Annotated in this window: 20 protein-coding genes and 1 pseudogene; 7 read left to right on the top strand and 14 right to left on the bottom strand. The window is 62.8% G+C overall.

Translation table 11 applies throughout. The features are described 5' to 3' along the window. Positions 1–2 precede the first annotated feature (2 nt). From BUE09_RS18530 to BUE09_RS18520, 3 genes are all read right to left on the bottom strand, one after another. Entirely contained in the window at positions 3–359 is a 357-nt protein-coding gene (locus BUE09_RS18530; RefSeq protein WP_073303352.1) for a YciI family protein, read from the bottom strand. A gap of 63 nt (positions 360–422) precedes the next feature. Then, positions 423–890, bottom strand: coding sequence for a YybH family protein (locus BUE09_RS18525; protein ID WP_073303350.1), 468 nt, complete (start codon positions 888–890; stop codon positions 423–425). A 49-nt stretch (positions 891–939) separates the two neighbouring features. Then, on the bottom strand, positions 940–1,296 hold the full coding sequence (locus tag BUE09_RS18520; protein WP_073303348.1) for a YciI family protein: 357 nt from the start codon (positions 1,294–1,296) through the stop codon (positions 940–942). A gap of 141 nt (positions 1,297–1,437) precedes the next feature. Between BUE09_RS18520 and BUE09_RS18515 the strand changes: the two genes are divergently transcribed. After that, positions 1,438–2,631, top strand: coding sequence for a lactonase family protein (locus tag BUE09_RS18515; protein WP_073303346.1), 1,194 nt, complete (start codon positions 1,438–1,440; stop codon positions 2,629–2,631). A 26-nt stretch (positions 2,632–2,657) separates the two neighbouring features. Here BUE09_RS18515 and BUE09_RS18510 read toward each other — a convergent pair whose 3' ends face one another. Genes BUE09_RS18510 through BUE09_RS18495 form a run of 4 tightly spaced genes read right to left on the bottom strand, consistent with a single transcriptional unit; the run spans position 2,658 to position 6,685 of the window. Then, positions 2,658–3,689 (bottom strand): hypothetical protein, encoded by a 1,032-nt coding sequence (locus tag BUE09_RS18510; protein WP_073303344.1) that lies wholly within the window; start codon positions 3,687–3,689, stop codon positions 2,658–2,660. A gap of 14 nt (positions 3,690–3,703) precedes the next feature. Continuing rightward, the gene (flgL, locus tag BUE09_RS18505; protein WP_073303342.1) at positions 3,704–4,618 is read right to left on the bottom strand and encodes a flagellar hook-associated protein FlgL; all 915 of its coding nucleotides are present in this window, start codon (positions 4,616–4,618) and stop codon (positions 3,704–3,706) included. A 37-nt stretch (positions 4,619–4,655) separates the two neighbouring features. Next, a complete protein-coding gene (flgK, locus tag BUE09_RS18500) occupies positions 4,656–6,023 on the bottom strand; it encodes a flagellar hook-associated protein FlgK (protein WP_073303340.1) in 1,368 nt (455 codons plus the stop codon). Then, on the bottom strand, positions 6,020–6,685 hold the full coding sequence (locus BUE09_RS18495) for a lytic transglycosylase domain-containing protein (protein WP_231975556.1): 666 nt from the start codon (positions 6,683–6,685) through the stop codon (positions 6,020–6,022). Before BUE09_RS18495 ends, flgK begins: the two co-directional genes overlap by 4 nt. On the opposite strand from BUE09_RS18495, the gene BUE09_RS18490 reads away from it, so the two are divergent. After that, complete coding sequence (locus BUE09_RS18490; protein WP_231975555.1) at positions 6,680–7,555, top strand: EscU/YscU/HrcU family type III secretion system export apparatus switch protein; 876 nt, start codon at positions 6,680–6,682, stop codon at positions 7,553–7,555. The two genes, BUE09_RS18495 and BUE09_RS18490, sit on opposite strands and share 6 nt — an antisense overlap. Continuing rightward, positions 7,552–9,648: a flagellar biosynthesis protein FlhA gene (locus tag BUE09_RS18485; protein WP_073303338.1), complete on the top strand. Its 2,097-nt coding sequence runs from the start codon at positions 7,552–7,554 to the stop codon at positions 9,646–9,648. The genes BUE09_RS18490 and BUE09_RS18485 overlap by 4 nt, the downstream gene beginning before the upstream one ends. A gap of 494 nt (positions 9,649–10,142) precedes the next feature. Here BUE09_RS18485 and BUE09_RS18480 read toward each other — a convergent pair whose 3' ends face one another. Next, positions 10,143–10,838, bottom strand: coding sequence for a dienelactone hydrolase family protein (locus BUE09_RS18480; protein ID WP_073303335.1), 696 nt, complete (start codon positions 10,836–10,838; stop codon positions 10,143–10,145). A gap of 159 nt (positions 10,839–10,997) precedes the next feature. Between BUE09_RS18480 and BUE09_RS18475 the strand changes: the two are divergent. Then, positions 10,998–11,285, top strand: a pseudogene (locus BUE09_RS18475) (MFS transporter); the annotation flags it as partial. On the opposite strand, the gene BUE09_RS18470 reads toward BUE09_RS18475, so the two are convergent. Together BUE09_RS18470 and BUE09_RS18465 are read right to left on the bottom strand one after the other, a co-directional pair. Further along, positions 11,282–11,617, bottom strand: coding sequence for a PilZ domain-containing protein (locus BUE09_RS18470; RefSeq protein WP_073303333.1), 336 nt, complete (start codon positions 11,615–11,617; stop codon positions 11,282–11,284). The pseudogene BUE09_RS18475 and the gene BUE09_RS18470 overlap by 4 nt on opposite strands. Positions 11,618–11,795: 178 nt before the next feature. After that, positions 11,796–12,014, bottom strand: coding sequence for a hypothetical protein (locus BUE09_RS18465; RefSeq protein WP_073303330.1), 219 nt, complete (start codon positions 12,012–12,014; stop codon positions 11,796–11,798). 190 nt (positions 12,015–12,204) lie between these two features. Here BUE09_RS18465 and BUE09_RS18460 point away from each other — a divergent pair, with 190 nt between their 5' ends. Together BUE09_RS18460 and BUE09_RS18455 are read left to right on the top strand one after the other, a co-directional pair. Next, positions 12,205–13,653, top strand: coding sequence for an iron-containing redox enzyme family protein (locus BUE09_RS18460; protein ID WP_073303328.1), 1,449 nt, complete (start codon positions 12,205–12,207; stop codon positions 13,651–13,653). A 24-nt stretch (positions 13,654–13,677) separates the two neighbouring features. After that, positions 13,678–14,625, top strand: coding sequence for a methyltransferase (locus BUE09_RS18455; RefSeq protein WP_073303326.1), 948 nt, complete (start codon positions 13,678–13,680; stop codon positions 14,623–14,625). Positions 14,626–14,946: 321 nt separating this feature from the next. Here the strand turns inward: BUE09_RS18455 and BUE09_RS18450 are convergent, their stop codons facing one another. The 4 genes from BUE09_RS18450 to BUE09_RS18430 form a co-directional block, all read right to left on the bottom strand. Further along, complete coding sequence (locus tag BUE09_RS18450) at positions 14,947–15,879, bottom strand: AEC family transporter (RefSeq protein WP_073303324.1); 933 nt, start codon at positions 15,877–15,879, stop codon at positions 14,947–14,949. Positions 15,880–17,010: 1,131 nt separating this feature from the next. Then, positions 17,011–17,487, bottom strand: coding sequence for a transcriptional regulator (locus tag BUE09_RS18440; protein ID WP_417801222.1), 477 nt, complete (start codon positions 17,485–17,487; stop codon positions 17,011–17,013). Positions 17,488–17,720: 233 nt separating this feature from the next. After that, entirely contained in the window at positions 17,721–18,893 is a 1,173-nt protein-coding gene (locus BUE09_RS18435) for a zinc-dependent alcohol dehydrogenase (RefSeq protein WP_073303318.1), read from the bottom strand. Positions 18,894–19,420: 527 nt separating this feature from the next. Next, the gene (locus BUE09_RS18430; protein WP_073303316.1) at positions 19,421–20,281 is read right to left on the bottom strand and encodes a Rossmann-fold NAD(P)-binding domain-containing protein; all 861 of its coding nucleotides are present in this window, start codon (positions 20,279–20,281) and stop codon (positions 19,421–19,423) included. A 167-nt stretch (positions 20,282–20,448) separates the two neighbouring features. Here BUE09_RS18430 and BUE09_RS18425 point away from each other — a divergent pair, with 167 nt between their 5' ends. Continuing rightward, a complete protein-coding gene (locus BUE09_RS18425; RefSeq protein WP_073303310.1) occupies positions 20,449–21,369 on the top strand; it encodes a hydrogen peroxide-inducible genes activator in 921 nt (306 codons plus the stop codon).

The following is a 21,369-nucleotide window of genomic DNA, read 5'->3' as shown; positions in this document are numbered from 1 at the left end:
GATCAACGATCAGGCAGCTGACGCAACGGGCGAACTTCAATGCTGCCCAACTGCGCGGGCGGGATCTTTGCCGCCAGCCGCAGGGCCTCATCCAGGTCCTGCGCTTCGATCAGGTAGAAGCCTGCCAGCTGTTCGCGGGTTTCGGCGAACGGGCCGTCGACCACCGAAACCGCGCCGTCGCGGACCCGCACGGTTTTGGCGGTACGCACCGACTGCAGCGGCTCGCCGGCGATGAACTGCCCGCTGTCCTTCAGCCGTTCACCGTTGGCGATGCATTGCTCGACCAGTGCCGCCCACTGTTCGTCGGTCATCGAGTCCACGCGCTGCTCGTCGTAATAGACCAGGCACAGGTATTTCATTTCGTTCTCCAGTGGCGCCCGCCGGCTGCCGTGCTGGCAGCGACGACGGGACGAAGGGGCTGATCAGCCGGCTCTGCCAACCTGTGGTTCGGGTTCGATACCGAAGTTGACTTGCCCGCTGACCATGTCGAATGGCATCGAAAAATGCTCATGGACGACCTTCCAGTCGCCGTTCTGCCGACGCCAGCAGCGGCTGCCGCGCATCCAGCCGGACTGCATCTCGCCTTTTTCATCAGTACCGCCGCAGTGGCTCAGGAAATGACTATAGGCCAGGTCTCCGCTGACGTTTATTTCGAGCTCACTGATTTCAAAATAGCCTTCACCCTGGCAAAAATCGAAGCAGCTCTGCCAGTGCTGACGGTAGGCCTCGGCGCCCTTGAATTGCAGCGGGCCGACCGCATCGAAGGCCCGAACGTCTGTGGCGTATTGCGCCATGATGGTGTCCAGATCCTTACGCACGGTGGCCTTTTCGAAGGTTTCGGTGAGTTGGCGGATACGGGTTTCGTCCTGCGTTTGGGTGGCGGTGTTCATGTCGTCGTCCTCTTGGTTGATGTTTCGGGCGGATCGCAGTCGCTCAGTCTCAAGGCGGCGCGCGTGAGCCGAGCGCACGCACTTCGACACAGCCCAGCCGTGCTCCTGGCAGACGTGAGGCCAGGCGGATCGCATCGTTGAGGTCCGGGGTTTCGAACAGATAGATGGCGGCAGGCTGCTCGCAGCCGCCTCGCACCGGCCCGTCGCGCAGGAGCAGACGTTCGCCTTGCCGACACAGGCTGGTAGTGCTCAATACCGGCTGCAGGGCCTCGCCAACGATCAGCTCGCCGCTGTGTTGCAGCTGTGCGTGGTACTCACAGCACTCGGCATCGAGCGCGGCGTGATCGCTTGGCGACAGTGCCGCCACGGCGTCTTCGTTCAGGTAGACCAGGCAGAGATAGCGCATCGCGGCAGCCCCAGGACGTTTGCTGTTTATCTCTGGTCGACGGGCGATGGGAGAAATCGACAACGCTGGGAAAACTTTTTCCGCTTCAGCGCTCCAATCCAAATCAGGGGCGCACGCCCCATCGACATGACGGAGCAGCCCATGCGCAGTTCAATGCGCGGCCTACTGCGGCGGCAACGCCTCGGCATCGCCGCCGCCCTCTTGGCATTCAGCACCTCGGGAGCAGCAGCACCCATGTATCAAGTTCTGATTGGTAGCTACACCAGCGAAGGCAACAGCGAAGGGATTTACCGCCTGCAGTTCGATGCCGAAAGCGGCCAGATCGAAGCGCAACCGCTGCAAGTCGTGCGGACCGACAACCCGTCCTGGTTAACCCTGGATCTGAAGCGCAACCGGCTCTACGCGGTGAACGAGAACGGACCGGGCCATCCTGATCCGGTGGGTCGGGTCAGCGCTTTCATCATGGCCCCCGCCAGTAACAAGCTATCGCCACTGGAACAGCAGAGCACCCTCGGCGACGAACCCACGCACCTGAGCCAGAGCCGCGATGGGCGTCATCTGTTCGTCTCCAACTACGGTTCGCGGGCAAATCCGGGCGGCAGCCTCGCGGTGATTCCACTGGCCAAGGATGGAACCCTGTTGCCGGTCACCCAGATCGCCACGCACAAGGCCAGCGAAGTGCACCCGGAGCGCCAGCAATCGCCTCACGTGCACTCCGCGGTGATGTCGCCCGATGGCAAGACGCTGTTCGTCAGCGATCTGGGCGCCGACAAGATCTTTGTCTACCGCTACGACCCGGCCAACGCCGAGCGGCCTCTGTCCCCCGCCGATCCAGCCTTCATCAGCCTGCCGGACGGCAGCGGCCCGCGTCACCTGGTGTTCAGCCCCGACGGCAGTCAGGCCTACGCGACGCTGGAACTCAGCGCTCAAGTAGCGCGCTTCGATCATGTCGACGGCAGCCTGGTGCAGCGCCAGCTGGTCGATCTGGCTGCGGGCGGCGACGTCAGTCAGCATTCGCCGGGCGCCATCCACCCTTCACCGGACGGTCGCTTTCTCTACGTCAGTGATCGCGCCGAGAAGAACCGCATCATGGTCTTTGCCATCGAGGAGAACGATACCCTGCGCGAGATTCAGCAGCGCGACAGTGGCGGTCGCGAGCCGCGGGAGTTCGCCATCGACCCGAGCGGCCAGTTCATGATCATTGCCAATCAGAAGAGTGATGCGCTGGTGGTACTGGCTCGCGATCCCGACAGCGGCAAGCTGGGCGATACCGTGCAGACGTTGCCGATGGGGCGGCCTTCGGATGTGAAATTTATCGATCGCACTGGGCCATAAGCAAGTCAGGCCCGGCGCAGGATCGATCAGGACAGCAGACTGACCACCGCGAAGCGGCTGATGGTCGCCTGCGCCACCACGGTCTGGGTGACCGCCGCATAGCTGGACGGGCTGCGCTGCATCAGGTTGAACACCGAGCGGGAGAAGTCCATCGCCCACTGCTTCTCATCGGCATGAGCCTGACGGGCAAGGAACTCGCGAATTTCCTGCTGGCGGTTGCTCAGCTGCTCGCGCAGCGAGGTCACCTTGTCGAGCCCGGCGACGACCGAGTCGAGCAGACGGCGCAGCTCGCGGAAGGAGTCGAGTTGCAGCTCTTCGGGGAAGCTCAGCAGCTGTTCGTCCTCGCTCTGCACGCGAACGTATCGGCCCTTGTCGAAGAGCTTACCCTCGCCTTGCACCGCCAGCTGGTCCTTGAGCTTCTGCCAGTCGCCTTCGCGGGCGGAAAATTTCAGCTCGCCGTTCTGATCCAGTTCGGCGCGAATACCGGCCTGGCCTAGGCTGCCATTGAAGCGGCGCAGGATCTGCTCGTCGCTCATCTCGTCGTCGAGCACCACCGCGACCGGCTCGGCCAGTTGGCGGCCGCCGCTGAACAGCAGGGTTTCGCGACCTGACTGGCGAATCGCATCCAGCGACTCCAGCCCCTGCAGGCTGAAGCGGCTGCGCACCGGCTCGGTCAGACGCAGCTTGAGGTTGGCGTCCAGGGAATTGCCGGAACGTTTGCTGCGCTCGTTGAGCAACTCACCGACCTGCTGCACAATCTGGCGAATGCTTTCCTCGCCGTTGGGCTGCGGCGAGCTGATCTGGCGGCTGAGGTTGAGCTTGAGTTGCGACAGGCGCGTCTGCAGGTCGCCGAGGTAGCTGTCGGCTGACTGCATCGAGGACAACTGCTGATTGAGCTGCAGACTGAAGCTGGTGTTCTTGCTGGGCGTCGTCTCGGTGTGCGGCGTTTCGGCCGGCGTACCGGCCCGCAGCGGCGCAGGCGCATCCCGCAGCAATGCCTCGCGGCGTTCCTGCGGGTTGATTGCGGAAACAGCGGGGAGCTGCTTGCCAATCTTCATTCACGCTACCTCGGTCAGAGCATGCCGAACAGCGACAGCCCATTGATCTTCAAATAGGTTTTCTGCGTCGCCTGCAGCGACAGCTGATAGTTGTTCAGGTCGATGCTGGCGGTGGCGTAATCGAGTTGCGACAGCTCGCCATCGATTTTCTGGTTTACCAGCGAGACGTCCTCGTTGCTGCTCGACAGCAGCGTCAGGGTGTTCTGCCGTCCGCCCAGCTCCGAGACCGCGCCGAGCAGGTCGCCGTGAGTCGTGTCGAGGCTGTTGAGCGTAGCGCTGATCGAGGCCTGTGCCGCGGGATCACTGGCATCCAACGCCGGGTCGGCGAGCATTTTCACCAGGCTATTGAGGTCGTTGAGCATGTCGACGCCGCCACCGAAGACCTGCGCAGCGGTCACATTCTCCTCGACCAGCACGCCATTGGCGACTGCCGCCTGGCGGTATTGATCGTTGCCGGTCAGTTGGTAGCTCTGAGTGGCGGCATCGAAGGTAATGGCCGGGCGGTCGCTGAGGGTGCCGGAGAACAGGTAACGACCCTCTTCGTCGCGCACGTTGGCGAAGCTGAGAATGGTCTTTTCCAGATTGCCCATCTCATTGGCGATGGCCGCCAGGTCTTCGCTGGTGTTGCTGCCGTTGGCGGCCCACAGCAGCAGGTCGCGCACGTTGAGCATGGTGTCCGATGCCGCCTTGAGGTTGGCTTCCTGCTTGGACAGGTTGCCGGACACGTTGGCTATGTTGGTGCGGTACTGCGTCAGCGTGGCTTCCTCGCGCTGGATGCGCAGCACGCGCACCGCGGAAATAGGATCATCCGAGGGCATCAGCATGCGCTCGCCGGTGGCCATCTGCTGCATCAGCTTGCCGAGCTTCTCGGAGCTGGTGTTCATCGAGCCGTGCAACATGGCGGTGATTTGGGCGTTGGAGATGCGCATGGTGTCTTTCTCGTCAGTCGAACCGGCTTGCGCCAGCTCAGAACATCGCCAGTACGGCGTTGAACAGATCGTTGGAGGTGCTGATAACTTTCATGTTGGCCTGGTAGGCCTGCTCGTAGGCCATGAGATTGACGGCCTCCTCGTCCAGGTTGACCGCGCTGACACTGTCGCGCTGGGCCTGGGCCTGTTCGGCCACCGTGGTCGCGGCGCGCAGGTCCGCCTGGTTTTGCCGACTGGCGCTGGCGACGCGGCCCACCAGGCCGGCGTAGGCATCATTGAGCGGCACCGTTTCGCCAGCGACCGTGACGCCCGCCGATTTGAGTTCGAGCATGGTGAGCAGGGTCTTGTTGTTACCCACCTCACCTGCCGTGCCGGAAAACGCCAGTTCCGAGGCGCCCAGCGCATTGACTGCCAGCATGCCGCTGGTGCTGCCGGCGTTGTAGCTGAACAGCGGCTGGCCGGGATTGCCGTTAAGGTCGAAACCACCGGAGAGGGCGTCGTTAACCATGGTCGCCACGGCCGAGGCCATGTCGTGCAGATCCCGCTGGGCCGGGCGCAGCGCGCCGTATTCCATGTCGTAGAGACCGCCGAGCGAACCACCAATGCCCTGCTGGTTGAGCGGAAAGGTGGTCTTGGCGAAGACCAGCGTCATTTCCTGCTCGCCGGCGAGGTTGGCGTTGATCTTCAACTGCCCCGCCGTTGCCCCGGCAACCAGCGGCTGACCGTTGGCCAGCGAGACATTCAGCGTGCCATCAGCGGCTTCCTGCACGCGGATGCCGGCGTACTGGCTGAGATCCTTGACCAGGTTGTCGCGGTAGTCGCGCAGGGTCGCGGTATCACGGCCGGAGGATTCCATTTCGCGTATCTGGGCGTTCAGCTCGGCAATGTTGCCGGACAGCCCGTTGATCTCGCTGGTCATCGCCACGCGCTGGCCCTGCAGCGCGTTGAGCTGGGTGCCGATGTTGCTGTTCAGCCCGTTGAAGCGCTGTGCCAGCTGCTTGGCCTCGCCAATGATCTGCTGGCGCAGGGCGATGGATTCGGGGGTCGAGCTGGCTTCGCTGAGCGCGGCGAAAAAGTTGTCCAGGCCAACACTGACGCTAGAACCTTCGCTGTCGATCAGGCCTTCGAGCGCAGTCAGGTACTGCTGATTGGTGTTGAAGTAGTTCTTGTCGGTGCTGGCGCGCCAGAGCTGCTGATTCTGAAAGTCGTTGGACAGCCGACGAATGCTGCTGACCTGAACGCCTCCGCCAACGCTGACCGACGTCTGCCCGCCGAGCGAGTGCAGGTCCGGCGCGAGGCGGCTGAAGCCCGGCGTGTTGACGTTGGCAATGTTCTGCCCCGTCGCTGACAGGGCGATCTGCGAGGCGCGAACGCCGCTGTAGCCAATTTGACCCAAAATACTCACGACTGGACTTCCTTCGACTCGATCCGGATCGGTTGTGCGAACGCCACGGACAGATGGCCGCCGCCAACAACACGATGCTGCTGAGTGGATAGAGCGACCACATCGGCGCTGGAATTAAGCGAAGCCTGGACGGGACTGGGCGCCGGCTGGATTTGCGCGCGCGGCTCGACGGGGGCCGGTGCCGCGGCACGCAGGTCATTGAGAATGTTACGGGTGTAGTTGCGGGTTTCCGCGTAGGGGATTTTCTGCACCCAGGCGCCGGTGCCGATCTCGCCGGTGCGCGGATCACCATGGCTTTTGAGCCATTCGTCTACCCGGCCGGGGCCGGCGTTGTAGGCGGCGAGCGCCAGCGCCTGGTGACCGTCATAGCGATCGAGCATCTTGTTCAGGTAAGCACTGCCGAGGCGCTTGTTGTACTCGGCATCGGTGGTCAGCCGCGCTTCACTGAACGGCAGGCCCAGCTCGGCGGCCATGTCCCGCGCCGTACCGGGCATCAGCTGCATCAGGCCACGCGCGCCCTTCGGCGAGACGGCCGCGATGTTACCGCTGGACTCATGCTTGATGACGCTGTCGACCAGCGACTTGAAGCCGGCCTTGCCGCTTTCCCAGGCGCTGTCCAGCGCATCGACGCCACGCTGCCAGGTGCCACGCAGTGCATGCAAGCCACCCCCCTGCAAACCGCTGCCAGCGTGGCCGGCCAGCGCCGTCGGCACCGGCGCGGTGTTCGCCGCGTCACCGCTGAGCTGCTGCAACAGCATGTCGGCGATGCCAGTCTGGCGCTTGCCACCGGGCTGGGACGAATGGTCGGCGCGCAGAACTGGAGCGAGTTGCTCAAGTCGCTGTTGAAGATCAGCGCGCTGCTGGGCATTGCCGCGGGCCAGCTGTATTACGCCGCGCCCAAGCTGATCGCGCTGCAGCGCAGCGACATCAGCAACGCCATCGGCAGCGCCTTCTCGCTGACCTTCGATCTGGCGATTTCGCTGCTGCTGGTGTTCGTGCTGTTCTCGTTCATCGATATCCCGCTGCAGCGCTTCTTCTTCCTGAAAAAGATGCGCATGACCAAGCAGGAGCGCAAGGAAGAGCACAAAAACCAGGAAGGCCGGCCCGAGGTAAAGGCGCGGATCAAGCAGCTGCAGCGCCAGCTGGCGCAGCGGCAAATCACCAAGGTGATCAAGGACGCCGACGTGGTGATCGTCAACCCAACGCATTACGCCGTGGCGCTCAAGTACGACCCGAAGAAGGCCGAAACACCTTTCGTCATCGCCCGTGGTGTCGATGAAACGGCGCTGTACATCCGCAAGCTGGCCCAGGCCAACGGGCTGGAGGTGATCGAGCTGCCGCCTCTGGCGCGGGCGATCTATTTCAGTACCCAGGTCAACCAGCAGATTCCAGCGCCGCTCTACACCGCGGTGGCTCACGTGCTGACCTACATCCTCCAGCTCAAGGCCTGGAAGCAGGGTCGCCGCACCAAGCCCAAGCTGGCCAGTGACATCCATATTCCCGAAGAACTGTTCAACCGAGCCCGATCATGAGCCTGATTCAGAAACTGACGCCGACCTTCAGCAGCGGACGGATTGGGATTTCGCTGATCATCCTGTCGATCCTGGCGATGATCATCCTGCCGCTGCCACCGCAGCTGCTGGACGTGCTGTTCACCTTCAACATCGCCATGTCGATTCTGGTGTTGCTGGTCAGCGTGTCGTCGAAAAGCCCGCTGGATTTCTCGCTGTTCCCGACGGTGATCCTGATCACCACGCTGATGCGCCTGACGCTGAACGTCGCGTCGACGCGCGTGGTGCTGCTTGAAGGTCACACGGGCACCGGCGCCGCGGGTAAGGTGATCGAAGCCTTCGGTGAGGTGGTGATCGGCGGCAACTTCATCGTCGGTCTGGTGGTGTTCATCATCCTGATGATCATCAACTTCATCGTCATCACCAAGGGCGGTGAGCGGATTTCCGAAGTGACCGCGCGCTTCACCCTCGACGCCCTGCCGGGCAAGCAGATGGCCATCGACGCCGACCTCAACGCCGGCCTGCTGAGCAATGAAGAGGCCAAGGCCCGGCGCCAGGAAGTAGCCAAGGAAGCCGACTTCTACGGCGCCATGGACGGTGCCTCGAAGTTCGTTCGCGGTGACGCCATCGCCGGCATCCTGATCCTGCTGATCAACCTGTTCGGCGGCTTTGCCATCGGCGTGTTCGTTCACGACCTGGCGGCCGGTGAAGCCTTCAAGCAGTACGCCCTGCTGACCATCGGTGATGGCCTGGTCGCGCAGATTCCGGCGCTGCTATTGTCCACGGCGGCGGCGATCATCGTCACCCGCATTAACGAATCCAGCGACATCACCAGCCAGGTTCAGCGCCAGCTGCTGGCCAACCCGGCTTCGCTGTACACCGTGGCGGGCATCCTCTTCGTGCTCGGTCTGGTGCCGGGTATGCCGCACCTGGCGTTCATCGGCTTTGCCGCGCTGATCGGCTTCATTGGCTGGCGGGTGTCGCTGCACGAGCCGCCTGCCGCTGGGGCCGATCTGAAGGAAATCCAGGCCATCGGTCAGGCGATGGACAAGGAAAAGGCCCAATCGCTGGCCTGGGAAGACATTCCGCTGGTAGAGCGCTTGTCGATTTCCCTTGGTTACAAGCTGGTCGGGCTGGTCAACGAAGCCTCCGGCGCGCCCTTGCCGGCGCGGGTGCGTGGCGTTCGCCAGACCCTGTCCGAGCATCTGGGCTTTCTGCTTCCGGAAGTGCAGATCCGCGACAGCCTGCGGCTCAAGGCTTCGCAATACGACATCTACATCAATGGCGAGAAAATTGACGGCGCCGAGCTGCATGCCGACCGCCTGATGGCGATTCCGTCGCCGGAGCTGTACGGCGAGATCGACGGCATCCTCGGTACCGACCCGGCCTATCGCATGCAGGTGGTGTGGATTCAGCCGTCGGATAAGTCACGCGCGCTAAACCTCGGTTATCAGGTCATCGACTGCGCCAGCGTGGTCGCCACACACCTGAACAAGGTGGTGCGCGAGCATCTGCCGGACCTGTTCAAGCACGACGACGTCGAGCACCTGATGCAGCGCCGGACCCTGCAGGCACCGAAGCTCGCTGAAAGCCTGAAGAACGCGCTGAGCTATACGCAGCAGATGCGCGTGTACCGTCAACTGCTGCTGGAGGAAGTGCCGCTGCGCGACATCGAGACCATCGCCAGCACCCTGCTCGAATGCAGCGAAACCACCAAGGACCCGGTGCTGCTGGCGGCCGACGTGCGCTATGCGCTGCGTCGCAGCATCGTTTCGATGATTGCCGGAGATCGTCGCGAGCTGGCGGTTTTCGTACTGGAAAACGCGCTGGAGAATACCCTTCTCAACGCGCTCGCCATCGCTCAGCAAGCCGGCCAGGTGAGCCTGGACAACATTCCGGTGGAGCCAAGCCTGCTCAACCAGCTGCAGAACAGCATGCCGGTGGTGAAGGAAAAGCTGCGTAAGGACGGCCATCCGCCGATCCTTACCGTGATGCCGCAGCTGCGCCCGTTGCTGTCACGCTACGCACGGGTGTTCAGCCCCGGCCTGCACGTGCTGTCGCAGAACGAGATTCCGGATCGGGTCGGCGTGAACATTCTCGGCACGCTGGGTTAACCGGTCCCGGCCCTGGCCGGCTGCAAGCAAGCCCCGCGACTCGGCGACCGGGGTTCGCCAGCAAGCTGGCTCCTACAGGCGCGGAGTTCGCCCCGAGCAGGCTGCTCCTGTAGGAGCGACCTGGGTCGCGAAAAATCATCAAGACGATGCCGCAGTCGCGCCCGTTGCAGTCGCTCGACCCAGAGGGTTTCCCGGTTCGCCAGCAAGCTGGCTCCTACAGGCGCGGAGTTCGCCCGCGCAGGCTGCTCCTGTAGGAGCGACCTTGGTCGCGAAAAATCATCAAGACGATGCCGCAGTCGCGCCCGTTGCAGTCGCTCGACCCAGAGGGTTTCCCGGTTCGCCAGCAAGCTGGCTCCTACAGGTGCAGAACTCGCCCCCGAGCGCGCTTTTTTTGTAGGAGCGAGCTTGCTCGCGAACAGGACCCTCCATAGCCGCCGGTCACAAAGCCGGTTCTCCTGCAGCTTCTAAACGACAAGCACGAGCGACCGGACTGCTTAGAGATTCTCAGCCAGGAACACCAATGAACGCCCATGAGCCAGTGCCGCAGCATTCTGGTTGTACATGGGGCGCGCCCAGCAGTTGAAACCGTGGTCGACGCCTGGGTAGGTCTCGATCTGGGCCTGACCGACCTGGGCCATCTTTTCCTGCACGGCGGCTACCGCGTCGGAATCAATGTGATCGTCTTCTTCAGCGAAGTGAAACAGGGTCGGGCACTTGATCTTCTCAGCCTGATCCAGACGCTTCTCGATGCTGCCGGGGTAATAGCAGACCGCGGCATCGACGCCCGCATTAGCCGCGCTCAGGAACGACAGTACGCCGCCCATGCAATAGCCCACCGACGCCACGCGGCCGTTGCAGTCATCGCGTTCACGCAGCAGCTCGACGCTGCGCCGTAGATCATCGATCGCAAGGTCGAAATCCAGCGCCTGCATCAGTGAGAAGGCCTGCTCCCAGTCATCCTCGCCATAACCGAGCTGGACGCCCGGTTCGCTGCGCCAGAACAGGTCCGGCGCCAACACCACGTAGCCATCGGACGCGTACTGATCGGCGACCGACTGGATGTGCTCGTTCACGCCAAAGATCTCCTGAATCAGCACGATGCCTGGGCCATGCCCGGCCGGCGGCAGCGCGAGATAACCTTTGAACGTCTTGCCGTCTTGCGCGGGGATATCGATCCACTGTGAAGTCATGCCGGTCTCCGTCGGGTTGCGAATTGCGGGACTGTTCAGGCGCACCGAAGAGCGCCGGTCGAACAGGTGCGACAGGGACAGAGACGCCGAGTTCGCATTGACTCAGCCCTCATGGTCTGGAAATGCCCCCCTCGTTGGCCACTTGAGCACCAGGACAAGGTGATGGCTACGGTGCTGCTGTTCTTCGGCGCCCAGGCGGCGATCACCGACGCGGCTCCGGTGTTTTTCAGCCTGCCGGCGACCTTTCTCACCGGCACCGCAGCGGCAACCGGCTTCGTCCTGGCCTGCTCATTGGCCAACATTCGGGATTTGGTGAGCAAAACGCTGGTCGGCGGCGCGCTGCCCTCCACCGGAGAAAGCGGTGCGGCGCTGTGGTTTTTCCCGGTGTGTCTGGTGCTCGGCTCGCTGCTGGTAATCGCGCTGCCGGCAACGTTGGTGAATCGCTAATCGCGCCGCTTGGGCATCAGCTCGCCGATCAGCCGGGTGTAATCCTCACTCGGTCGATCCAGGGAGAAGCCCATTTCGAAACTGTCACGACGGGAATCCTTGCGCACCCACTGGCAGAGCACCACGATCTGCACCTCACGGGTTCGGTCGCCTACAGTCGGCACGTGCAGGCACATCTCATAGCAGCCGTTCACGCCCAATGGCTGCTTGGCGACCAGGCGCAACCCGCCTTTCGACAGGTCAGCCACGTAACCCATAGGGTCGCCGCTGAGACGATTGGTGACCTGGATACGGCTGAGATGGCGGAAGGTGAGTCGGCTGTGTTGGCGCATGGCGAGGCTCTGGCAGTCCTTTGTTCCGCTGCGAAACGGCTGGGATCGTCCTCCCAGGCATAACGGTGGCGGCGTGCTTAAAGGCTGCAGGCGACCGAAACACAACGGAAATTAAGGGATCAGCTAATTATTTTTACAGCTAGCGGAGCGGGGCCAAGGCTCCGCTCCGCAACCTTGGCTAGCGCTCTGGGCGATGCTGCTTGTTGCGCTTCAAGGCGTCTTCGTCGCTGACCTCATCGGCCATGCCCCGGGGGACGTTGTAGGCGCCGCCAGGGACGTCGTCACGATCACCGCCGGCCGCTTCGCCATTGGTGGACCTGCCGGCCTGATCAACGCGCTCATCGTTGCGATCGTTGATCGTCTCCAGATTTTCCTTGCCGCGTTCGGATTGATTCATGGGACCTCCGTCTGGTTACTCATTCGGACACCGCTCGGCATCCCCATAAGCTAGGAAGACGCGCAATCGCAGAAGTTGCATGCAAATCCGCCGAGATGACCGGCCATTCGGCAGGCGCGCTGAACTAATCCCGCCGGGAGACGGCCAAAAAATCATCTGGGGATTTTCCCCACTGCCGCCGTGTGAATTTATGCAACTGACTCGAAGCCTGCCCGTCGATACCACACCTGTGACCAGCGAGGTGACAGCGCCTTCCAGAGCGCTCTACTTCGATCTGCTCGACGCGCCCAATGACGCAGCGGTGCGCAATCGCGCCGCTGACTACCTCATTGCACAGCTGGACAACGCCTCAGCACTGCCTTGCGACCTGCCGCCAGATCCGGCCGGACTCGGGGGTTGGCTGGACGCGCATACCGCCAAAATCGGTGGACAATATCAGGCCTACCTCGACGAACGCCGCGCCGGCGGGCCACGCCGCTACTTCACCAGCAAGGCCCACGCATTGCATTTTCTTCGCGGCGTAGCGCCGACCAAACTGGTCGACGGCGCCTGGCTCTATGGTCTGTTGCAGCGCTGGGACGATGCGCGCTTCACCGCGCTGATCCAAACCTATCTCGAGGAGCTGGGCGAAGGCTCGCCGGAAAAGAATCATGTGGTGCTGTATCGCAAGCTGCTCGCCAGCCAGGGCTGTGACGACTGGCAGACGCTGGATGACGACAACTTCGTCCAGGGCGCCATCCAGCTGGCGCTGGCCGAGCATGCCGAGCAGTTCCTGCCTGAGGTGATCGGTTTCAACCTCGGCTACGAACAACTCCCGCTGCACCTCTTGATCAGCTCCTACGAGCTCACCGAGCTGGGCATCGATCCCTACTACTTCACCCTGCACGTGACGGTCGACAATGCCGACAATGGCCATGCGAAGAAGGCCATTCAGGGCTTGCTTGCCGCTTGGCCGCAAGTGGGTGACAGCGACGAGTTCTATCGCCGGGTCATGAACGGCTACCGCTTGAATGATCTGGGTGCCAGTACGCTTTCGGTGATTGACGGGTTCGATCCCGAACAGGAAGTGATGCGCGTGCTGGAGAAGAAGGCCGGCGTTGGCCAGTTCGTGCATTCGGACTACTGCCGCTTCGATGGGCGTACCGTAAACCAGTGGCTGGCCGAGCCCGAACAGATCCCGCAATTTATCGAGACGCTGCAGCGCCGCAGCTGGATCAAGCGCCACGAGGACCCACAGCACAGCCGATTCTGGCAGCTGATTACCGGCGAACAGGCCCCAATGTTCGGCGTCTTCAGCGCTCACGAACAGCAACTGATTCACGACTGGATCGCTGGCGACTGGCTGGCCGAGCAGACGCCCACCCGTGGCAAGCCGCACCCGTCGCTTGTACAACGTCAGGTGCCGTTCAGCAGCCGTCGACGGACCCCTGCCGAGCGGCCAGCAAAGCCGGCACTGGTGCAGCAGGGCCAACACGTCAGCGACTTCGATCAGGAAACCCTGCTGCTCGAACAGCAACTGACACAGCTGCCCACACGTGATGCACGTATGCGCCACCTGCTGCCGCTGTTGGCACCAACGCGCCATCACAGCGCGGCCGGGCTGCTGGCCACCCGCATCTTCACCGGATTGTTCAATTGAGGCGAATTCGCCAGGGAATCTGACATGACCACGGAAACTGCCCAGGACCGCGCGCTGCTGCACCTGGCCCAGGCGCTGCGCGAGCGCGGTTATCACTTCATTACCCCGACGCCCCTGACCCATGAACGGGTCAATGCGCGAGTGGAAAACCAGCTGGCGAAGGATCTGGAGGGTGTGTTCGGCTGGAGCCGACCGTTCCAGCATGAGCTGCTGCCGCCAGCAATTTTCAGCCTGATGGATCAAGCCGGCGTACTTGCACCTTGCGATACCCGCTGGCGTAGCCGGGTGCGGCTGTCGACACTCGACGGGCAGCTGTTCGTCCACTCGGCCTTCCCCACCGATGCACCGGATGCGGTGTTCTTCGGCCCGGACACCTACCGCTTCGCCCATGCCATCCAGGCGCACCTGAACAATCATCCAGGCCATATCGGCCGGGTCGTCGACATTGGCTGTGGCTCCGGTGCTGGCTCCATCCTCACAGCACTGGCACGGCCACAGGCTGAAGTACTGGCCGTGGATATCAATCCCTCGGCACTGCGCCTGACCCGCATCAACGCAGCGTTGGCCGGCGCTGACAACCTCGCCGCCCGACACAGCGATCTGCTCAACGGTGTCGAGGGCGAATTCGATTTGATTCTGGCCAACCCACCCTACCTGGTCGATCCGGGTGAGCGCGCCTATCGCCACGGTGGCGGTCCGCTGGGTGCCGGGTTGTCGCTGGCGATCTTCGACAACGCACTGGAACGCCTGGCCCCATGCGGCACGCTGCTGCTCTACACCGGGGTAGCGATGGTCGGCAATCAGGACCCTTTCCTCCGCGAAGTCAGCCAGCGTCTAGAGGGCCGCGGCCTGCAATGGACCTATCGAGAAGTCGACCCGGACGTGTTTGGCGAAGAACTGCTGGAAGGCGTCTATACCAACTGCGACCGGATCGCCGCGGTGGTGCTGGAGGTGACGCGGCCGGCGGGCTGACCGATGCAGTGCATGCATATGGGCTGATGGGTGATTGTCGACAGGAAATAGCCTTTTACGCAGTTGATGCCGCGGTTGGACCTCGGCCTTCGCATCGCCATGCATGGCGACAACGCAGCCTCCGCTGGTGGCAACCATCACGCCTCAGCCGGTTGTATCCATCCTGCACGGACCGAATGGATGGGGAAACCCATCGCCTCAGCGTCTGGAATCAACTGCTGCGTCGTAGGATGAGTGCCCGCTCCAAGCCCCGACCAGCTGCTCGAATCTACACCGGTGATCCGTAGGTTGGGTGCAATCCATCACCGCTAAGCGCTCGGCTTAGATTGGCAGCAGCACGAGGCAAATCGACAGCGTGATCAGCGAGCCCAGCGTTGAGTACAGCACGACACGCGACACCCGCGAGGCCTCGCGGCCATAGAATTCGGCGAGCATGTAGGGGCCGGTGCCGGTGGGCAGTGCGCTCAGCAGCAGCGCCGAATAAGCCCAGAGGGTCGGCAGCTCGAAGACCTGAAACGCCAAGTACCAGGTAATCAGCGGCTGGGCCACCAGCTTCAAAGCCACCAGCGGCCAGACGCCCGTGACCTTGCCGCCAGGCTGCGGTTGGGCGAGAAACAACCCCAACGATACCAATGCGCACGGTGCAGCCGCCGCGCCGAGCAAGCTGAGCAACGTCGCCACCGGCACCGGTAGGGCCAACCCACTCGCGGCCCATAGCCCACCCAGCAGCGGTGCAACCACCAGCGGATTGCGCAGCAACGCGCCGCTGACCTTGCCCAGCGTGCGGCTAAAGCCCTGGCCGGCATGCAAACCCGTCTCCACGCACGCCAAGGCGATGGCGAACAGCACGCAGACAACAATGATCGACGCCACCATGGCTGGTTGCAGCGCCTCGTCACCCAGCACCAGCATGGTCAGGGGAATGCCGACATAGCCGGTGTTGGCGTATGACGCGCCGAGCGCGTCGAGACTGGCGTCGGCCAGCGGCTGCTTCTGCATCAGGCGATAGATCAAGGTGAAACCGAACACGCCCAGGCAGCCCACCGCGAACGCGGTGATAAAGCCCGGCTGCCAGAGTTGCTCCCAGGTCGAGGTGGCGACCACGCTGAACAACAGCGCAGGCAGCCCCAGCCAGACAACGAACCGGTTGAGCTCAGAGGCGCCCGTCGGCCCCATACGGCCGGTGCGGCGACAAATAAAGCCGAGGAAGATCAGCGCAAAAACCGGCAGGACGACATTAACGACAGCGGACATGAACACTCATCGGTAGGTTGGCCGCCAGTAGCTGGCGGTGCGGGGTAAGCGGTGGTCGGAACGGACCGGCTGCAAACCTTAGCAAGAAAACTGCGTCTTCGCGGATTGGAGACTGACGATGGGTGCCCTTGGAGGTTTGCTCAAGCTAAGTAGCGAGTTGCGTGATGGCGCGGTTCACGCTGCTGGGCGATGGGCTTCGCCCATGCAACTGGCTGTGCTTGCCTTCATTGGCGACCGAAACCGAAGCAACCGAGCCATTCGCGGTCAAGACCGCTCCCACGGGGGCTGGTTTGCTCCTTCCGCCGTCAAGATCGGAGAGGTTGGTGCTTGCACCGATGCATGCGCACGGCACAACTATGTGGGAGCGGTCTTGACCGCGAGCTTTCAGCGAAGCCGCGCTATCAGGAATTCTGTCATCGATGGCGAACGCGCGTCCTAATATCCTTTTGTTGATGATCCAATGCTCAGCCCTCAGCCCTCAGCCTCAATCGACAGCATTGATGGACAGTAACCATTACTCGGTTGTGCCACTGCGCACTCTCGCAGCAGCCGAGTCATTCGCGGTCAAGACCGCTCCCACCGGGGCTGGTTTGCTCCTTCGCCGTCAAGATCGCCCCTACGGAGAGGTTGGCGCTTGCACCGATGCATGCGCACGGCACAACTATGTGGGAGCGGTCTTGACCGCGAGCTTTCAGCGAAGCCGCGCTATCAGGAATTCTGTCATCGATGGCGAACGCGCGTCCTAATCTCCTTTTGTTGATGATCCAATGCTCAGCCCTCAGCCCTCAGCCTCAATCGACAGCGCTGATGGACAGTAACCATTACTGGGTCGCGCCACTGCGCACTCTCACAGCAGCCGAGTCATTCGCGGTCAAGACCGCTCCCACTGGGGCTGGTTTGCGCCTTCCGCCGTCAAGACCGCTCCTACAGGAGCTGGTTTGCCCTTCTTAGCCGTCCAGACCTCTCCTACGAGTGTGGGTTTTGGCACTGATGCCATGCGCTTGGCACCGCTATGTGGGAGCGGTCTTGACCGCGAGCGTCCAGCGAAGCCGTGCTATCAGGACGTTCAGTCACCGATGTCGGACGTCCGCCCTGACCCTTGGTAATGGCGCGACCCATCAGCCCTCCAGATCAATGCAGCATCGTCGACGGACTGTACCCATTCGGCTCTGCCCGCCCCGCCGCAAACTCCACCTCGACGCGCCCTCGCATAGCATCGGCGCCCTGCGGGAAGCCGCTGCGGTCGCTGTAATCCCACTCGGTCACCAGCTGGTTTTCGCTCGATAGGCCTTTCGCACAGGAGATATCCAGCGCGGTGATGCCGGCCACAGCACCCGCCGCGATGGCTGCGTTGACCTGCTCAGTGCCGTTTTCGATGCTCAGGCCGAGCCCGGCCAGATCCAGCGCATCGCCGCCGATACGGCCATAGATCCACGGCTTGGGGTTGTCGCTCAGCAGCAGCCCGACACCGGTGGCGATTTCCCGCGCGCCGCAGGCGCGGATCAGCCCCTCGTTTCCGGGCACGCCAAGAAACCGAGCCAACTTACCGGGCATCAGCACTTCGGCCAGGCCCAGGCCAATGCTGAACCAGCCAAGACCGCGGGCCAGCGTGCGGGCTGAATGATTCGTACGGGTAACGCGATGTGGAACGCTCATGAAGAAACTCCTCTTTCAGCCGCTTCGCTAACCAGCCAGCGGCACTAGCAGCTTTGGAAAACGTAGCGAGAAGGCCTGGGAAAACCAGGCATCCTCGCGAACAGGCAAAAAGCGGAATTGGCGCGCATGTTTCTGCCTGTTTTTTTCCGCAGCATGACCAAGCTCAGTATTTCAAGCGGCCTGCTTCAGGGTTTGAGAACCACCTTGATGCAGCCGTCATGCTTGTCGCGGAACGTCTTGTACATCTCCGGACCCTGCTCAAGGCTGACGCTGTGGGTGATGACGAAGCTCGGATCGATCTCGCCTTCCTGAATGCGCCGCAGCAGATCATCGGTCCAGCGATTGACGTGGGTCTGGCCCATGCGGAAGGTCAGGCCCTTGTTCATCGCCGCGCCGAACGGAATCTTGTCGATCAGCCCGCCGTAGACACCGGGAATCGAGATGATCCCGGCCGGGCGGCAGACATAGATCATTTCGCGTAGCACGTGGGGTCGGTCACTCTCCATCATCAGCGTCTGCTTGGCGCGGTCGTACATCGAGTCGATGGAACGTGCGGCATGGGCCTCCATGCCCACCGAGTCGATGCACTTCTCTGGCCCCTTGCCGCGGGTCAGCTCCTTGAGGCGTTCGAGTACGCTCTCTTCGTCGAAGTTGATGGTGATGGCACCACCCGCGCGGGCCATGGACAGGCGCTCGGGCACGTTGTCGATGCAGATGACTTGCTCGGCGCCCATCATCACCGCGCTGCGAATGGCGAACTGGCCGACCGGCCCCGCACCCCAAATGGCGACGGTGTCCGTGGGCTGGATGTCGCATTGCGCCGCGGCCTGCCAGCCGGTAGGCAGAATGTCGCCAAGGAACAACACCTGCTCGTCAGTCAGACCATTGGGGATCACCACGGGACCGACATCGGCGTAGGGCACGCGCACGTATTCCGCTTGGCCGCCGGCATAGCCACCGGTGAGATGGGTATAGCCGTACAGACCGGCGGTGGTGTGGCCGAAAACTTTGTCCGCAATGTCCTTGTTGCGGTTGGTGCGCTCGCAGACCGAGAAGTTGCCGCGCCGACACTGGTCGCATTCGCCGCAGACGATGGTGAAGGGCACCACTACACGGTCGCCGACCTTGAGCTTCTTGTTTGCCGAGCCGACTTCCATGACCTCGCCCATGAACTCATGACCGACAATGTCGCCGTGCTTCATGCCCGGCATGAAGCCGTCATAGAGGTGAAGGTCCGAGCCGCAGATGGCGCAGGAACTGACTTTGATGATGGCGTCGCGCGGGTCCTCGATTGATGGGTCCGGAACGTGGTTATCGCAGCGGATATCGTGCTTGCCGTGCCAGCGAAGCGCTCTCATGGAAAAATCTCCTGGTCGGTATTGGGTACGCCGCCGTGGTGGTTCTTCCTGATATTTCGCCGCTGGGCGGCAGCTGCTCCTGGTCCGATTGCTGCCATGCGGCAGAGCTACGGCGTGCGCGCTATCAGATTTTTAGTAAGCGTGGATGCCACAGAGTTGCCTGCATCCAGCGCAATGAGGCGAAATCACCGACGGACTGTCATGCCTGAGGCGCCGTCGAGACGAGGGCTGGACGCTTTGCGCCGCTGGTTCGACGCCGAACGACCCCGGGGCTGTGGGAGCGGTCTCGACCGCGAAAATGAGTGGTCAAACCGCGCGAGCGAGTCGCCTGACTAAGTAGCAAGCGTCACGCCCGATACCGCGTGAATGACAACGAACCCGTACCCGTGCCTCACTTCGTTCGCGGTCGAGACCGCTCCCACGAAAAGCACCGCAGCGAAGCAGCCCTATGCTTTGGGCAGACGCGGTTCGAATGTCATGTCGAACAGCGCCCCCAAGCCGCCGCCGACCGAGATGCGGGCACTCGCTCAGCCCTTGCCCGGCCGAACGGAGGCATAGCCGTTGCGATAGCTGGGATATTGCGGCACCCAACCAAGCGCCCGCGCTCGGGCATTGCTGCAGCGCTTGCTACCGGCGCGGCGGGTCATTGTCTGCTCGGCCCATTGGGTAACGCCCAGCCGCTCGCGCAGCCAGTCGACCACTTCGTGCAGGGGAGCCGGGTCGTCATCCACGCCGAGGTAACAGTCTTCCAGATCACCTCCGGCCAGATCGGTCTGCAGCAGACAGGCCAGCAGCGCAGCCGCATCGTCACGATGAATGCGGTTGCTGTATTGCGGCGGATCGCGCTCGACCCGCAACCCTGAGCGCACCTGGTTCTGCATCCACGGTCGCGCCGGGTCATACAACCCGGCCATGCGCACCCGCGTCACGGGAAATCCACAATCGAGCGCCAGCTGTTCGGCTTCGAGCATTACCTGGCCGGTGTAGCCGGTGGGCTCAGTGGCCGAGGTTTCATCAATCCACTCGCCACCGCTCTGCGCGTAGACCCCGGTGCTGGAAAGAAAGAACACGCGCTTCGGCCGCTGGCCCCGCTGCTCCAGCCAGCCAAGCGCGTTGCGCAGGCCATCGACATAGGCGCTGCGGTAACCCGCTTCGTCATGCTGGCTGGCCGAAGCGGCATAGACCAGGTAGTCCAGGTTGCCATTGGGCCAGCCACGCGGGACCGCGCTCGAGGCGAGGTCTCCACGTACTGGCAGGATCGGTACCGGCAGGCTCGCCGCCTGACGGCGCAGGCCGTATACCGTCCACCCCGCGCGGCTCAGCTGCAGGCCGAGGCGAATACCGACATCGCCGCAGCCGGCGATCATTACAGAGGGTCGAGATGCCATGACGGTTGCTCCTTAACCGATGCGGGCCATCGATTCGGCCCGCCTTTCATGAGTGTACTGCTGTCAGCAGGATTCACGTTGATCACTTAATAAGGGAACGGCTGCTGGCCAGTTGGTTCGAACACGAGCAAAGGCTATGCTAGCCCGCACTCTGATGGAATAACCCTATGACTCTGACCGAACTGCGCTATATCGTCACGCTCGCCCAGGAATCACACTTCGGCCGCGCCGCCGAACGCTGCCACGTCAGCCAGCCAACCCTCTCGGTGGGCGTGAAGAAGCTTGAGGACGAGCTTGGCGTGCTGATCTTCGAGCGGACCAAGAGCGCGGTGCGACTGACCCCGGTGGGCGAAGGCATCGTTACCCAGGCGCAGAAAGTGCTGGAGCAGGCGCAGAGCATTCGTGAGCTGGCCCAGGCGGGCAAGAATCAACTGGCCGCACCGCTCAAGGTCGGCGCCATCTATACCGTCGGCCCCTACATGTTCCCCCACCTGATCCCGCAGCTGCATCGCGTGGCGCCGGACATGCCGCTGTACATCGAAGAGAACTTCACCCACATCCTGCGCGACAAGCTGCGCACTGGCGAGCTGGACGCCATCATCATCGCGCTGCCGTTCCAGGAAGCCGACGTGCTCACGTTGCCGCTGTATGACGAGCCCTTCTACGTGCTGATGCCGGCCGGCCATCCGTGGACGAAGAAGGACACCATCGACAGCGAGATGCTCAACGACAAGAGCCTGCTGCTGCTGGGTGAAGGTCATTGCTTCCGCGATCAGGTCCTCGAAGCCTGCCCGACCACCCGCAAGGGTGAGGCGCCGAGCCACACCACCGTGGAATCTTCGTCGCTGGAAACCATCCGCCACATGGTCGCGTCGGGGCTGGGCGTATCCATCCTGCCGCTCTCCGCGGTGGACAGCCATCACTACTCGGCCGGTGTGCTCGACATCCGTCCGCTGACACCGCCCGTGCCGTTCCGCACCGTGGCCATTGCCTGGCGCGCCAGCTTCCCACGCCCACGAGCCATCGAAGTGCTGGCCGACTCCATCCGCCTGTGCTCGGTTGCGAAACCGCCCGCCGACAAAGCCTGA

The organism is Stutzerimonas xanthomarina DSM 18231, assembly GCF_900129835.1.
In the GTDB taxonomy this organism is placed as follows: Bacteria; Pseudomonadota; Gammaproteobacteria; order Pseudomonadales; family Pseudomonadaceae; genus Stutzerimonas; species Stutzerimonas xanthomarina.
This window is presented reverse-complemented; position numbering and strand designations above follow the sequence as displayed.

Coding starts and splice junctions, on each gene's coding strand:
- BUE09_RS18425 (WP_073303310.1), top strand. CDS start 20,449: ATGACTCTGACCGAACTGCGCTATATCGTCACGCTCGCCCAGGAATCA.
- BUE09_RS18525 (WP_073303350.1), bottom strand. CDS start 890: ATGAACACCGCCACCCAAACGCAGGACGAAACCCGTATCCGCCAACTC.
- BUE09_RS18530 (WP_073303352.1), bottom strand. CDS start 359: ATGAAATACCTGTGCCTGGTCTATTACGACGAGCAGCGCGTGGACTCG.
- BUE09_RS18485 (WP_073303338.1), top strand. CDS start 7,552: ATGAGCCTGATTCAGAAACTGACGCCGACCTTCAGCAGCGGACGGATT.
- BUE09_RS18465 (WP_073303330.1), bottom strand. CDS start 12,014: ATGAATCAATCCGAACGCGGCAAGGAAAATCTGGAGACGATCAACGAT.
- flgL (WP_073303342.1), bottom strand. CDS start 4,618: ATGCGCATCTCCAACGCCCAAATCACCGCCATGTTGCACGGCTCGATG.
- BUE09_RS18455 (WP_073303326.1), top strand. CDS start 13,678: ATGACCACGGAAACTGCCCAGGACCGCGCGCTGCTGCACCTGGCCCAG.
- BUE09_RS18450 (WP_073303324.1), bottom strand. CDS start 15,879: ATGTCCGCTGTCGTTAATGTCGTCCTGCCGGTTTTTGCGCTGATCTTC.
- BUE09_RS18490 (WP_231975555.1), top strand. CDS start 6,680: ATGCAAGCCACCCCCCTGCAAACCGCTGCCAGCGTGGCCGGCCAGCGC.
- BUE09_RS18520 (WP_073303348.1), bottom strand. CDS start 1,296: ATGCGCTATCTCTGCCTGGTCTACCTGAACGAAGACGCCGTGGCGGCA.
- BUE09_RS18510 (WP_073303344.1), bottom strand. CDS start 3,689: ATGAAGATTGGCAAGCAGCTCCCCGCTGTTTCCGCAATCAACCCGCAG.
- BUE09_RS18515 (WP_073303346.1), top strand. CDS start 1,438: ATGCGCAGTTCAATGCGCGGCCTACTGCGGCGGCAACGCCTCGGCATC.
- BUE09_RS18470 (WP_073303333.1), bottom strand. CDS start 11,617: ATGCGCCAACACAGCCGACTCACCTTCCGCCATCTCAGCCGTATCCAG.
- BUE09_RS18460 (WP_073303328.1), top strand. CDS start 12,205: ATGCAACTGACTCGAAGCCTGCCCGTCGATACCACACCTGTGACCAGC.
- BUE09_RS18430 (WP_073303316.1), bottom strand. CDS start 20,281: ATGGCATCTCGACCCTCTGTAATGATCGCCGGCTGCGGCGATGTCGGT.
- BUE09_RS18480 (WP_073303335.1), bottom strand. CDS start 10,838: ATGACTTCACAGTGGATCGATATCCCCGCGCAAGACGGCAAGACGTTC.
- BUE09_RS18435 (WP_073303318.1), bottom strand. CDS start 18,893: ATGAGAGCGCTTCGCTGGCACGGCAAGCACGATATCCGCTGCGATAAC.